The organism is Photobacterium piscicola, from assembly GCF_046058925.1.
GTDB classification, from domain to species: domain Bacteria; phylum Pseudomonadota; class Gammaproteobacteria; order Enterobacterales; family Vibrionaceae; genus Photobacterium; species Photobacterium piscicola.
Genome location: NZ_CP175535.1, coordinates 618,708 through 634,270, shown reverse-complemented (window position 1 = coordinate 634,270; position 15,563 = coordinate 618,708). Strand labels below are relative to the sequence as shown.

Below are 15,563 nucleotides of genomic sequence, written 5' to 3'. Positions count from 1 at the left end.
AAATGGCGGAAGAGGCAGGAATTGAACCTACCAAAGCTTATACAGCTCACATCGGTTTTGAAGACCGAGAAGGCCACCAGACCTCATCTCATTCCGAAATTCTTTTGCATCATAATGTAACTATCATCGTTATTATTTGATTTATATCAATTCGTAGCACAAATACCACTATACCAATAAAGTATTTATTTGAACGTGTAATATTTCATCATACAAAAGTTAAATTCCGTTATCATTATGAACAAAAAAAGCCCTACGCTACCGTAAGGCTTAAACAAAAAAGATAATATGTTTATTAAGTTATCTTACAACCCCATTATCTTGTAGATTTTCAATTAGAATATGTGTTAATTCTGAAATAATATCGTTCATGTTATTAGGATCAACAGACTCTGATGATGTTGACCAAATAGGCTTATGGCTTTTTGTATCAAACAAGGTAAATTCAACATTCACAAATTCATAAGAAACCGTATAACTGTCATCATAAATATAGCTATACGAACTATTATAGTAATTATGGAATGATAAACCGCTGCTATATCCACCATAGCCATTACCTGGATAACGAATATTTTTATCTTCGATGTTAACTAACTTCGCAACAAAAACTGTTTGGGTGCCATTTTTCTGAATATAACTCGATAAATCCGCTTTTGATGGTAATTTATTAGGGTATATTTGAGAACTCGATACAGCATTAACCCCCTTACTTTGTAATTCTTTAACCATATCATCTTCAAATATTCGTCTAACACGTAAATTATCTGACATCGCAACCACTAATGAGCTTTTTATCGGAACATTTGAATAATTTCTATCTACCCACGATGAGGTTAAATTACTAGAAGCACATGATGTTAATAACATTGTTAATATAAAAATAAAGATTGAACGCATAATACATCCCTTTAAGTTATGTTCTAAAATTAACAATAGTACAGGGATAGGAGAAAGCAATAATGAAAAAAATGATAGTATCAAGTTTAATAATACTTTGTGGTTGTAGTGCTGAAAACAATGATTCAAGTTTAACAAACGGGCCTGAATTAAACAAACCAACCTCTATTTCAAAAAATAAAGCACTACAAACACTCTCACCATTATCTCAATCAATATTAAAGATTGAAAACACAGAAACATCTAAACCTGAGAAGGAGAATGAAATAAAAAAAATAGAATTTATGGCAGAAGATGATCCTGATGCAATGATTTATTTAGCCGCATTGTTCGAAGAAGGTGAATTAGTCACAAAATCAGAAAAGAAAGCACGTGAACTCTATAAAAAAGCAGCGGATAAAGATCATCTTCTTGCTCGCTATTATTATGCATTAATGCTTATTGATGGTAGAGGCGGTAGTGCAGATTATAAAGCAGCAGAATCAAATTTATTAATTAACGTTAAAAATCAGCACGATCCATCTTCCTATTCATTAGGTTATTTATATTTCATACAAGAAAGACATCAAGATGTAATTGATATTTTAAGTAAAAACGATAATGCCAATAATGAATATTCAAATTATTTATTAGCCATTTCATATCTAGAATTAAATAAAAACACACAACAAGCGATTAATTTATTACATAACTCAGCTAAAAAAGATCATCCTTATTCTCATTTAGTATTAGGTGACATCTATCGCCGAGGACTCTATGACATCGAAATCGATACAGCAAAGAGTTTTAAACATCTTAATATTGCAGCAAAGCAAAATAATCCTAAAGCCTTATTTGATTTGGCTACATTAAGTTTGGAAAATTTATCACTTATTGAAAATGATATTAATATTGCAATAGAGCAATTAAAATCGGCAGATAAGAATGGATACCCTTCTGCCAGTTTTGAATTAGCAAAGTTATATGATCAAGGAGATCTTCTCGAACAAAATTTTGATAAAGCTATTTATTGGTATAAACGTTCAGCTGCTCAAGGAAATAATAGAGCAATGTATAATTTAGCCAGTATTTATATAAATGGCGATGGTGTCGATATCTCTATTGAAGAAGCAAAATATTGGCTTATAGAATCAGCTAAAAATGGTAATAATCGCGCTAAAGAGATTCTTCAAAACGGAGAATAAATAATTTTTATTGCATGATAATAAAAGCCCAATAATTATATTGGGCTTTTATAGTTTTACGAATAAAAAAACTTGCTTGATATAACATCAAGCAAGTATTGCCGTCACAAGTAAACGATAACTAATTATCAATACGAACACTAAATATGAGTTCTTCTGACTCACCAGGAGAAACACTTCCTATTGTTCCTATAATTGCGCCTGTAGAACCATTTGCAATCGTATTGATTGAACCTTTTGAAATACTCGGTAAAGACCCAACTACATTAAATGTTGTATAAGCGGGTGTGGCATCGGTTAAGGTCACGTTGCGTGCCTCTTCAATGGCGATATTCTCTGTTGTTAACCGATACATAATGCATTGACCAGGTGCAACAGCAAAATTGGTCGTCACATAAGTACCAGAATCTGATACACCATTACAATCTAAATCAGGTGTTTGTTCTTTCGTTACTTTCATGTTTGTATTTGCAACTGTTGTTGTATCGATAATTTGCAATGTGCCACAACTTACAGTGGTTTCGACAGTCGTAATATTATCCGTTCCCTGTGGTGTATTCGCAGGCACAAAGACCTTGATAAATAAGACCTTCTGAGCACCTCCAGCAAGAGAAGCCACTGACGTTATCGCATTATCAGCCCCTGTCAGTATATTATCGCTATCAGTATCTTCATAAATAACTGTAGAAAAACCAGCTTCTGAATTCGCTACAGTTAGCACAATATTTAAGAATTCATCATTGGTGTTATTGTTTAAAATATGTTTATACACAATGCTTCCACCAGCAAACGTTACACCATTTGAATTTGGCGGACCAAAGGCCAGACATTGATTATTATTATCAACAGTCACTGCATCATATTTAATGTCTTCTGCGCCAGTTGTTGGAGAAAAGACTTTAAAATAAACATCTTGAGTGGCAGATTCTGCGTCTACAGGAACGGTCACGTCAGCATAAACAACGACCGCATCATCAGGACCTAATACTGGAATATTGGTAATAACTTCATTCTCAGCATTTTTAAACACAACAGTCCAATCTGCAGGCATGGTGTTAACAGCAAAATTTGAGCCGCTGTATTGCAACTCATAACTTTCAGCTGCATCTGACTTATTAGTTACGTATAAAGTAAACCGAGTGGTTGCACCAGGTATTGCAGTATTTGTTGTAACAGCCGCAGCTTCAGGACCTGCACCATAACCACAATTATCGTCAACGGCATCACAGCTATCCTCAACTGTTAGCCCTGTTTCTGCTCTCACATTATTGGTTAAATCAACGGTACTCGCGACTATTTCTCCCAAACGATCAATAACAGTATTTGTTTTCGAGGTATCGTTTGACGATCTTGCACGCTTAACCGTCTGGTATGGTCCACCTATAGCTGAAGCAGGGAGCGTTGCAACCAATATGACTTTATATCCACACACTCCATTACTGTCAGTCACTAAGTATGATGGACAGGTTTCGCCTGCAGCAGGAATAACGCCGGTATCTGGATTACTGTCATTATCAGTATCTATTAATGGTGTTACACCATCACTTTTATATAAGAAGAAGCTAGTACCACTTGGAAATGTGGAAGATTCAATAGTGACATTAAAAATATCTTCATCATTACCCGTATTCCAGATGTAATTGGTAAAACTAACCCGTGCACCTTGCGAAGCAGACGCTACTTCAACAATCTCATGATTGGTGTCATCAAGTGCATCACAATTATTATCGGTACCAACATCACAGCCACCATTGTTAGCAATAACCGCATAATTAGACGTAATTAGAAATGGCACTCTATTGGTATTGGTTGAATCTAACTCACCTGCATCAACAGTACCGTTATTATCTTCATCAAAACCATAAATACCTTGGTTATACAATGTGGTTGCAGAAAGGCCTGAATCGATATTAATTTCAAATGTTATCGTTGCTGATTCATCGGCAGCTAAACCATCCATTACAAATTGAATTTCATCATTATCAGAACAAAGCCCACTCGGTGCAATACAAGTTGTAAAGAGTAAATCTTGATCGCCTGTTGTTTCACTTCCACCGATTGTTGCACCAGAAGCTGTGATTGTTGTTCCTGATAAACTCCAAGATACCGCGCCATTAAAACGCATCCCTTCGGGCAGAACATCCTTTAAAATCACACCATTAGTCTGTAACGGATCCATATCCGTAAGACCCACATTCGTGTATGTAAATGTTACCGTATGTGGCCCACTTGGTGATGCACCGACATTGGCACTTAATGCTTTTGAAATTTCAATAATCGGTAAATTAGTTGCAGTTACAGTATCAGTATTGGTCTGTGTTCCCACGCCACCATTTGCCACAGAAATACCATCAACACTCACCGCTTGGCTAGTTGCTGTCACCGTTAGCGCATCCGATGAATTAATTGTCGCTGCAGCATCAATATCAGCCACAATAACAAATTCAAAACTTTCACCAGCCGCTAGAGGACCAATTACAGAACCTGACGCTATTGGTGATGAACCAGGATCAGCAATACCATCGTTATTTTCATCAGGATAAATAGTTGCAGCACTAATAACAGAAGCAGGTATCACAATATCAAGTACAAAAGAATCGGTGTTATTACCGGTATTCGTTAATACATGATTGAATGTCACCGTTCGACCCGGTGCGCCCAACTTAGATTGATCATTAATCAATGTCAGTGCCGCAACAGGCTGAACAAGGGTTTCAACTAAATTAGATGTTGTGCTACGTAAAATATTGGCACTATCACGATACGTAGCACCAGCTTGATTTTTAATCACTGTACCAGATTCAGTCAAAGCCATTACAGCGAAACTGGCACTAGCAACAACGGTTATACCTATTTTGGCGATTCCCTTGAAGACATTCATATGAAGCTCCCCCTTCCCTATTGTGCACTAGAATGACTAGCCACTGCGTTGTATTGCATACTAACCGGGTTAAAATCAGCATCTAAAAGAATCAGTTGCGTACGGCGATTTACTCGATTACTTATTTTATTATTTGAAACAATAAACGGTTCCCTTGATCCTGAACCTAATGTCACTATACGGTGTTCAGCAAGCCCTTGACGTTGTAAATAATTTGCAACAACGTCAGCGCGTGCCTTTGCTAATTGATCGTTATATCCTGCTTTTCCTGAATTATCAGCAGAACCAATAACAGCCACATTTAATGTTGGATTAGATTGCAATAATTGTGCCGCTTGATCTAATGCGTGTTGTTGTTGTGCATCTAACGATTTTTTATCAAAGTCAAAATTAACGACGGTTGGCCAATAATGGCCATCGATAACCGTTGTTGTATTACCACAAGCAAGATCACCATAGTCGGCATAAATAGCTTCATTAGAAACACAGCCTGAAATCCCTACACTTAAAAATAATAAAGAAGTTGTTAATAATTTCATGATTACATTCCTCACCGCTATTCGCTTAACCAACCAAATAAGTCTTCATCAAGCTTAAACATCATTTCAAAGTAAAAACCTTGTAAGTTATAACCTTGTGGATCGAGGTCATTATCATCAAAACCTATTACGTTATAACCAATACCAGCACGTAGGTTTTTCATAACAAGATAATTTAAACCAGCACCGAAAGAATAACGGCGGCTATCAAACCAATCAGTACCTAACATGCCACCATGGACGTCGATATCCCAACGACGGTTAATATAATAAATTACACGACCATCAATAATTGTTGCTACAGAATCATAGTCTTGCTCATATTCAGTGAAATCCTCCCACTTCAGCCCAACACGTCCCGATATTGTCCAATCTGGCGATAGTTGATAATTCTGGTGGGTAGATAAAATATGTGCGGTACGCGTGCTGTCATTACGCTCTGTTTTCCACTCATAAGCACCTAACATATGGTAACGATTAGTTAATCTAGGACGATAAGCAAAACCTAAACTGAAATGATTACTCCATGTATTTTGTGCATTTTCTTTATCAATATAACGGTACTCTTCACGTACAAGCCCACTCCAATCTTGACTTAAACGCGTGACCCAAGCACCCAAAATTCCATAATAATCTTCAGTATCACCGTGACGATATTCTATACGGCCCGTAGTTTTATAATTAGGATTACGTACATCAGCTAAACCTAATGACACCGCAACACCAGAGGTTCCTTCGCCTTCAATAACTTCAACATATTCAATCGCAGGATCAACACTGATACCGGGAATTACTTCAAACCGACCACGATAACCATTAGCTAGCTCAAGGCTACGACCATCTGATGCACCACGTTGTCTAAACTCATTAAACGTACTACCACCATGAAGCCAATCAACATCGATACCTGCCGTAAATAAGCTTGTTGAACCACTGCCTAAATTACTAATGCCGTCTAAAGAATCAATATACTCATATTGGGTATATATGCTGGCTTGCTTATGTACTTTCCAATCCGCTTTTACATTAAAACGACGCTTGCTATCATGACCAAAACTCTGCTCATATTCAGTGTCTAACCGACCTGGACGTCCCCACAAACTAAATGTACGACCCAGCCCCACAATTGCGGTGGTATATTCTTCTGAATCTGTTTCGGTTTCATTTTTAATATAACGAGAGCCTAAACGTGTTACCCATTGAGAGCCCAAAATCTTGCTATCTACCGTTGCCCCAATAGACTGTTGTTTTTCTTTATGAGCTAAAGATTCAGAGTGACTGGCTTCAATGTTTAGGTTCATTAAGCCTGTTAACTTCTGACGATGGCGAAGACGAAGTTCTTGACGAGCTGGCGTTACACCACCAGTAGTATTAGTAAACCCTTCTTCTGCATAAACATATTCAAGCTCAGTCGCTGCTTGAGCGTGCCAATCACGATTAAGTCTAAGTTTATATGCCATACCATTTTTAAGTTTTTCCTGAGTATCAGTAGTTAACGTACTGGCACTTTCATCACCCTTATGGGACATACTCGCAACAGAAGCGGTTATTTGCGTTTTATTATCAAAATCATAGTTAACCCAAAGGCTACCAATGTCATAACCTTCAACATCATTGTCATTATATTCGTAGCTCAGACCGGCAAGTAAATAAGGGGTGAATAAATAAGAAAGTCTTGCGCCTGCAACGGTATAGGCATCACCATCACCATCCACATCATAGGCGACTCTCACTTTGATAGGATTGAGATTAGGATCGTAACTAGGAATAACACGATTAAATCGCATATCACCGGTGAAATAGTCAATGGTGTAGTCAATATAACGGGTTAATAACTGCTGATTTAGAACAAGACCAGTATTATCTCTGTCATACGTAACCAAAGTTACCGTATCAGAATGACGCACAATGCGTGTGTCTCCGATACTATAAAACATTGCAGTACCGTTACCATTAAACTCAATCACTTTATGTAAATCTTCAGGACGCGCACCATATAATTGTGCGGTAATTTTCCCATCGTTATACATACTATTGAAGCCATTAAGAATCTGACTTGTACGTCCAATATCAGACTCATCAGTTCCATCTGCGGTACTATAATCGCCCCACATTGCGAAATGGCGTTCTTTTTCAAGTTTCACATAGAGCTTACTGGTACTACGAGCATCATAACCTTTAATACTTGCATCACCTGGAATTGGGTAATAGCTGTCTGGTGATATTTCGCGATAAAATTCTTCATCAGACTTGTCACTGTCATAACTTAACGTTAAATGCATACCACCTTTAATATTACCTTTAATAAAGGCGGCGGCTCTTTCGTCATGACTATAGGTTTTATTTTCATAACCGTCTAATTGAGCAGGCGGTCTTTCTCCACTAAAACGGCCATAACGTCCGGTATAATTTACAATACCTGAAACAAATAACGGACGTTTAGCGGCAATTTGATAAAGTTTGATTTTGTCAGAGAAGTCTTCAACTGACGCTTGGATATTAATTTGGCCCGTATTTTCAGTACTGCGTAAATAAACGGTTTTTTCACCATTAATAACACGAACTTGATGACCCGTTTCATTCTCTTGAATATCAGGGTCTAACCAAGTATCACCTTGATCTGTATCTAGCGTTACAAAGTAAGTACCACGTGCCAAATTATTATTTTCATCGTACAACTTAATAATAACAGGAATAACAGAACGACCACCGTCAGCACGTAACACATCACCATCAGCGACAACACTTATACGTTTTGCAGACTTTGGATGAGAGAACGTTTTTCCTAAAACAAGACGCTCATTACCAAATGGATCCACCGTTTTAATTTCAACAACGTTATCACCATCGTCTAATGGAATACCATACCAACCAACAATTTGAGCATTCTCACGTTTATTAATAATACGTTCGCCTAATTGATCAACATTGATTGCATTACCATTAACATACAATGTTGGTTCAATATCACCTCGAATAACTGCAATGAAACGGCCATCATAGCTATAATCATTGGTTGGCCAATACCATGCCCCTGATTCTGCTTCTGCTCGAGTAATATTTTTTGCTTCATCTTCAGGTAATGGGATTGCTTCTTGTAGAATATTATCAATTCTAAACTTGGCTTCTTTAGGAATATTATTGTATGCCGTTGGTACAATTTCAGTTTTAATTTTATAAAGCGATAATGCTGTTCTCAAATCATTCAGCTTTTCTTGTGAATCACTAAAACCAAAACGAATAGATGATAATTTATCAGAGCTTGGATAAATATAAGCTTCATCTTGTACGGCTTTTGGATATAACAAAATCATCTTAGCTAGGTCACCTTCATCACCTTTACGTGACTCTAACGCATAACCTTTAAATACAGTTAAAGAGGAAGTAGATGCTGTAGTTTGAGATACATTATCAGCAGCAGTTGACGGTCCACTAATGACACCTGACTGTAACTCATCCGCTTTTAATGCTTTTGGTTTAGCGTCATATTGTAATCCTTTAAAATTCTCTGATGTTTTAAATAACCAATCACCATTTATATTAGTGTTTCTTTCTTTTAATTCTTGATAAACCGCTTCTTGATTTTCTACCGGACATGGCGCGACAAAATCAGCACGATGCATTTCACCACGTCGCATATCAACAAATCGAGAATCACCTTTTCCTGCATTACGTGTATCTGTTGGTTCTAATTCAATACCTAAAGGCAGGGTTTGTTTGTCAACTTTCATGACATGATTACCCGCCTTAACGCCGAACATTGAATACTGACCATTTTCATCAGTGATAACATAATCACCGGTTTCTAAATATATTTTCACTCCACCAATAGGCCACATCTGATTTTTCATAATGTCGTTACACTGTGCATCGACAAAAACCTTACCAAAAATAATGCCTCTCTCTGACATCACGCCCGTTTGAGTAACCTTAACTTGATATTTATCGATATTAGAGGTGATACGAGAGTCTGTAGTTCCACCAAAAGTTGCAGCATTAACATAAACCGAATTAATACCATCAGAATCCACGGCACCAGCAGTTAATTGAAGAACGTAAGTTAATTTATAAGTACCATTGTCAGGAGGCTGTGTACTTCCACTTAATGTCCCAATATCAAAACGGTAAGTATAAGTATCAATACGCACTGGATCTTTATAAGGTTGATCATTTAATCGAGTACTACCTTCCATATATTTGAAACCATATGGCATAGAATCATAAACTTGTGCATCAAATAATTGACTATCTGGTAGATGATTTTTAATGGTTACTGAATATTTAACGAAACTACCAATTTCTGCGTTATCTTTATCTGCATCTTTTTGAATCGTTAATCTACGATCTAAATTTTTCGGATCCAAAGGTATATCAAATGTATCAACCCGATCTCTAACAGTTATCGGGAATAAACCTGAATTTTCAAGATCTTCATTACCATATGGGCCATATGACATAGGCGCAACATTGTGAATGTTAAAATTCGCTAAAGTTGTATAAGCAGATGGCCATACATGTGTCTGTGGTGGCTCAACCGAAATATAATATTGATTACCATTAATGGGTGCTAACTTAGGAAATAACACACGACCATCAACATCTGATACCACTTCTGCAACAGGTACTAAACCATCAACATTAGGCACTCGTACTTTCGCCGTCGGTGCTACATTATTTTCTGTTTGATAAAACTTCACTATCGCATTTTCTACACCATTAAAATTGGTCGCATCAAAAACAACAAATTGAGGGCTGATATAAGCTAAATCGGTCAGAATAATTCTATTGTTATTTTGAGGGTCAAAGACTTCAATCACTAATTCATCATTCGGATTTGATTGAATCTCACAATCATCGGCTGTTGAACCGTTTAGATCAAAGCCTTTAAAATTAATTGTATTATCAATATTAGATAATAACTCAGAGCGACTGATTTCACCGGTACGCCATGGAATAGAGATATCATCTAAGCAATGATTACCATCAGGACGGATATAATTGTCTTTCGATGATACGGCATGGGCAGGGATAACACTTCTGAAAATACCTGTATTAGGCCCTGTTTCGGCAAATATCCAATAAAAAGAATCACCTTCAGTTGAACGTAATGTTACCGGATAATTGGAAGAACTTGGGCCAATAATATCAATTGTTGATGCATGTTCGTTTCCTTGAGGAAGGATAATTTGAGCATGAATACCATCAAATTTCGAATCAAACCCAGCTGAACTTGAATGATAATAAAAGTTTGTAGGAATAAAATGTTCAGGGTTACTATATAAAATTGTAAAGTCATTACTTTGGTCTAATACACCATCATTAAGAATTTCAAAATCAATTAAATTATCATCTTCTTTACCCACTAGCGTATTACATACTTCACCACTTCTAGATATATTTTCATCCGTTGAGGATAAATTAACTTCGGCTTCACTGTATATTTTAAACGGTTCAGTTCCACGTACATCATTAACTTGAGCATAATATGTAAAATGTCCTGATGTATTTGGCTTCATATAATCAGGTTTAACAAGGAATCCTATTTTTTCCACATTACCTGAACCATCCCAAGAACTGTACTCATACCAATCTAAATTATGGTTATCTTGTTCAAATAAAAAATTATTATTAATCCCAACTAATACAACACCACCATCAAAATTATATTCAGGAGAAATTAAAGTTATTGGTGAATGATCTTTAGCAGGCTGCCCATTAACTACTTTATCTTGTAATAAAGAAATATTAGCAGGAAGCTTTACTGAAATTAACACACCAGTATGGCTAACTTTAACTTGTGAGCCTGCTGTTTCTGATTGAACGACAATATTATACGGCAGTGCTGCCGATTCAGGCTTGGTGCGACCAACACTGGTATAATTGACTCTAAAGTCAATTTCAGAAAGTGATGTCACTTGTTGCTGACAAATAGGTGAATTTTCAATAGTTAAATTAACAATTGGTCCATTAATCACGATAATTTTAGTCGTGCTTATTTTTTCAACTGAAGAATCATTGACTGATGTAACAACAGCAGCAAGATCATAGAAGTCATTGTTTTTATCTGTTGCTGGAATCTCAACCGTATAAACAAGATTAATAAACTCACCTGGTTTTAGTTGATCAATAATATATTTACCATCACTATTTTTATTAAGCTCAGGTTCACCTGGATCATGAATACCATTACCATTAGTGTCAAAATATATCTTTATATTGTCTGCATTCGGTGATGTAAGATTCCCATTATCATCAGCTAAATTATTAACATTAATAATATAACTATCTTTAATATTACCAGTATTAGTTACTGTGTGAGGAATACTAACAATAGAACCAGGTGAAACATTTTTTCCTGTCTTATTATCTCCCGATGTATCAGGTGATAATGAAACATCATATACTTTTTCAACTTTAATATAAGAGATATTCGAAAGCACTCGAATATTCTCTCCAGTATTAGAGTCAAAATAAGTCATGATGGCCTGGTTCGTTATTTTCACACCAGCATTAGTTAACCCAAAAACAGTTGAACTCACGCTAAACAATATAAAAACAATTATATATTTAATTTTAGTTATTACATCTAAGAGGGCCATAAGCACTCTCCAAAGGCTAATAATTCAAAGATATGGATATAGGCTTATTGAACTTACTTGGCTTAATTAGTTTTAAATATAATTAAAATAAGCTCAATAAGCCCCCCTACTTGGTAGGGAGGGCTAAGTTCTATTTACTCTTAATCAATTTTCACTACAAAGTTACCAACCGCTTTGTCACCAGGAACAAGTGTTCCAACAGTAAAGGTAACAGTGTCACCGCTTACCGCACCAATAACGTCAGCACCTGTAGTACCATCAGGATTACATAAAGGACCTAAGTCATCAGTCTCTAAAGGATATGTTGCATCAGCAAGTGCCACAACAGTGCCTGAATCGGTCGTATTACGACAACTTACTAAGCTACCACCCGCTTCGAATTGAGAGTACTCAGTTAATTGGTCTGTAATAATCGTATTTAGAGCATCAGATGTACCTTCATTGACAGCAATCAGTTTCCAAACAACACACTGTCCAGGTTCAACTTTCGTTGTTTGCTGCTTCAAGAACGTCTTATCTGTATCAGCTACACCATTACAATCAATATCTAAATCAGCATACTTATAAAGACGAACCTGACCTTTAACAACCTCTGAATTATCTTGACCTTGAGCTGTCACCGTTGGATCAGTCGTTGATACTGCAGTAATTGTTGTTAAGTTATTTGTACCAGATGTGGCATCTGTTGGTGCAAATACAGTAACTTCCATTGGAATGGTTTCACCCGGTTCTAACGTTAGTGTTGGGACTGTATCTGAACCATCCGTTGCATCACACGTTACTTCTACATTAGCTGTAGAACCATCCGCCTGTTGTACAACAATTGGCGTCGTTACAGGAGCATCACATAAATTACCCACTTCAGTATCTGGCGTACCATCACCATCAGTATCGACAGTAATTGTATTATTAAATCCAGTCATATTATTGCTTGAACTTAAATCAACAGTTTCAGTTGTATTACCATTGTTACCTAACGTGTGGTCATAAGTAACACTACCACCTGGTTCGATTTGGTTGCTTAATGATGCAGGCGTAATATCAATACTTGCATCAGTTGCGACATCAAATGCTTCAACCTTACGGTTAACAGCGCCAGATACGGTTGACTCAGCAACCAATGAAATGATGTAATCTATATCGCCATCACTATTAGCATCAATTGCTGCTGTTTGATCACTATCAGCTAAAGCTTGAGTTGGATCAGATGGGATTGTAATTTCAGCGTTAACCCATAATACAGCACCTGCAGGAATGGTTGGTGTCGATGTAATAACTGCACCCGTTGCGGCAATATCTACCGTACCATCAGCATTTGTATCAATACCATTATGCTTGAATACAACAGTCCAACCTGTAGGTAATGCAGTTTCCCAACTTGCGCCGTTATAACTACCTTCTGCACTTAATAGGAATGAATCTGAACTACCGCCTTCATTAGCAATATAAATAGGTGCTATAACTGTTGAACCTAAAGGCTCATCATTAAAGACCGTTGCTACATCTGCGCTAGTAAGAACGCCACCCGCAAGAAGCACAGGATCGACATCTACAGCAGGATCAATAGTAGTAATTGGTGTATTAGCAATATCAACAGTAGGACCTGTAATATTATCTAAACGCTCAGTTTTACTATCAGTCTTAGTTGCATCATTGAAAGAAGTTGCCGTTGTTGTTGCTTCAAATGGTGTTGGAGAATCAGCAGCATCTGATGGCAGGTTGGCAACAACACGGAACAATGTCTCATTACAATTGACAGTAATACCATCAATAGTTACAGCGGCATCGATACATGTTGAAGGATCAACAGGCCCACTATCAGGTGTTACATTACCATTAGTATCAACAAGTTGCGCTGTACCATCAGCATTCCAATATTCAAATGTTGTTCCTGTTGGGAAGCTAACATTTGCAGTCGAAAGATCAAAGCTATCGGTGGTATTACCGTTATTAATGATCTTGTTATAGAAGAATACTTCACTACCAGCAGCAGCTGAATCTACTGTCTGAATATTATCATCAGTACCATCAGAATCACCACCACCAGACGTTCCTGTTTCAGTACCAGTATCAGTAATACCTACACCAGTAGTCGTCGTTGTCGTGGTTGTGGTTGGGTTTGATGGATCGGGACCTGCCGTTGTAGGATCTGGATCATTACACTCTCCAGGGCCATCAAACAGACCATCACCATTAAGATCTGAACACGCATAAGCGACGTTGCCTATTTCAGTATCACCTTCCATTGTTTCAGGAGAATATGCTACATAAAAAGTCATTGAAATGGTTGTATTAGAAGCTAATTGACTATCCACAGCATATACACCAGGTACTGCGGTATCGGTTGTATTACCGTTACTGTTAAGATCTAAGCCACCATCAATTTGATTTTCAGCGGTATCATTAGTGCCATCTTGGTCTAAATCAACACCATGTGTAGATTCATCAACTAAATTAGCAGCAAAAGCAATAGGTGTATCGCCATTAACAGTTAATAAACCACTGCTTGACGCGTTATACAACCCACCAGTGCTACTCGCAACATATACTGTTCCATCAGGGATACCATCAAAGATAACAATATCTTTAGCATCAGTATTACCCGTATTTGAAACAGTTACTGTATAACGAATTAAACTTAACTCTCGGTCTGTACCGCCATCACCATCTAAATCAATACCTAAAGCTGTTTCCGTACCAACATTATCTAAATGCGTTGCTGATTTAGTGATATTAACAACGGCATCATTTGTTACCGTAATTAATGATGCATTCGTATCATTTGCACCATCATTATTATCACCAATATCAGTTACAGAACCATCAATAGGAGCAAGTGTACCATCATGAGCTTCAGCCTCCAATGTGACACCAAGAGTATCACCCGGGACTGCCGTCGTAGGAATAGCGGCGCCAAGCATTAGATTCATCTGCTCGCCAGCATTTAAGCTAACAGTATCACCAGAAGTAAATTCTGTTTCACCTGCATCTGGCTGACCATTGTTATTTGCGTCATCAAAGAGTTTTAATGTTGTCGCATCAATCGTATCCGTTCCTCGAGTATCAGTTCCAGGTAGATTCTGCGAAAATGTCAATGTATAAGTATCTGCACCATTACCTGTATTAGTTAACACATAAGGTAGATATACTGTTTGACCAGGAGAGCCCGTTGTATTGGTATCCTGTCCAATCGTTGCACTATAAATCTGAGCAACAGTTACGACCGCTTCATTAGATGTTGCGGTGTAACTATTTCCTGATTCATCTTCATAGGTTACTGTTGCTAAGTTTTTAATATCAGTTCCGGCGGCAGTAGCTGCAAGGGCTTGGCTAGATATAGAACCTGCACCTACAGTTATGAGTCCCGCCGCAACCCATAAACTAATAGGTTTTAAATGCGTCTTCATAAAGTGGTTACCTTTTAAGGTCATTAATTTAATTACTTATACCCTTGCAAAAG

6 protein-coding genes and 1 tRNA gene are annotated in these 15,563 nt (G+C 37.1%); 1 reads left to right on the top strand and 6 read right to left on the bottom strand.

Annotated elements, in window-relative coordinates:
• Nucleotides 1–3: 3 nt before the first annotated feature.
• Nucleotides 4–95 (bottom strand) — tRNA-Sec (locus ACJZU6_RS17285).
• 205 nt (nucleotides 96–300) lie between these two features.
• Nucleotides 301–900, bottom strand: coding sequence for a hypothetical protein (locus ACJZU6_RS17280; RefSeq protein ID WP_080156317.1), 600 nt, complete (start codon nucleotides 898–900; stop codon nucleotides 301–303).
• Between the two features lie 62 nt (nucleotides 901–962).
• On the opposite strand from ACJZU6_RS17280, the gene ACJZU6_RS17275 reads away from it, so the two are divergent.
• Complete coding sequence (locus tag ACJZU6_RS17275) at nucleotides 963–2,084, top strand: hypothetical protein (RefSeq protein ID WP_408901504.1); 1,122 nt, start codon at nucleotides 963–965, stop codon at nucleotides 2,082–2,084.
• 121 nt (nucleotides 2,085–2,205) lie between these two features.
• On the opposite strand, the gene ACJZU6_RS17270 is transcribed toward ACJZU6_RS17275, so the two are convergent.
• The 4 genes from ACJZU6_RS17270 to ACJZU6_RS17255 form a co-directional block, all read right to left on the bottom strand.
• Nucleotides 2,206–4,965 carry a hypothetical protein gene (locus ACJZU6_RS17270; RefSeq protein WP_408901503.1) on the bottom strand — a complete coding sequence of 920 codons (2,760 nt, stop codon included), beginning with the start codon at nucleotides 4,963–4,965 and terminating at the stop codon, nucleotides 2,206–2,208.
• Between the two features lie 17 nt (nucleotides 4,966–4,982).
• Nucleotides 4,983–5,504 (bottom strand): OmpA family protein, encoded by a 522-nt coding sequence (locus ACJZU6_RS17265; RefSeq protein WP_408901502.1) that lies wholly within the window; start codon nucleotides 5,502–5,504, stop codon nucleotides 4,983–4,985.
• 17 nt (nucleotides 5,505–5,521) lie between these two features.
• A complete protein-coding gene (locus ACJZU6_RS17260) occupies nucleotides 5,522–11,983 on the bottom strand; it encodes a hypothetical protein (protein ID WP_408901501.1) in 6,462 nt (2,153 codons plus the stop codon).
• Nucleotides 11,984–12,243: 260 nt separating this feature from the next.
• Nucleotides 12,244–15,510, bottom strand: coding sequence for a beta strand repeat-containing protein (locus ACJZU6_RS17255; RefSeq protein WP_408901500.1), 3,267 nt, complete (start codon nucleotides 15,508–15,510; stop codon nucleotides 12,244–12,246).
• Nucleotides 15,511–15,563: the final 53 nt, after the last annotated feature.

Bases quoted from the DNA above. Each gene is read 5' to 3' on its own strand.
- ACJZU6_RS17280 (WP_080156317.1), bottom strand. From the start codon at position 900: ATGCGTTCAATCTTTATTTTTATATTAACAATGTTATTAACATCATGT.
- ACJZU6_RS17275 (WP_408901504.1), top strand. From the start codon at position 963: ATGAAAAAAATGATAGTATCAAGTTTAATAATACTTTGTGGTTGTAGT.
- ACJZU6_RS17270 (WP_408901503.1), bottom strand. From the start codon at position 4,965: ATGAATGTCTTCAAGGGAATCGCCAAAATAGGTATAACCGTTGTTGCT.
- ACJZU6_RS17265 (WP_408901502.1), bottom strand. From the start codon at position 5,504: ATGAAATTATTAACAACTTCTTTATTATTTTTAAGTGTAGGGATTTCA.
- ACJZU6_RS17260 (WP_408901501.1), bottom strand. From the start codon at position 11,983: ATGACTTATTTTGACTCTAATACTGGAGAGAATATTCGAGTGCTTTCG.
- ACJZU6_RS17255 (WP_408901500.1), bottom strand. From the start codon at position 15,510: ATGAAGACGCATTTAAAACCTATTAGTTTATGGGTTGCGGCGGGACTC.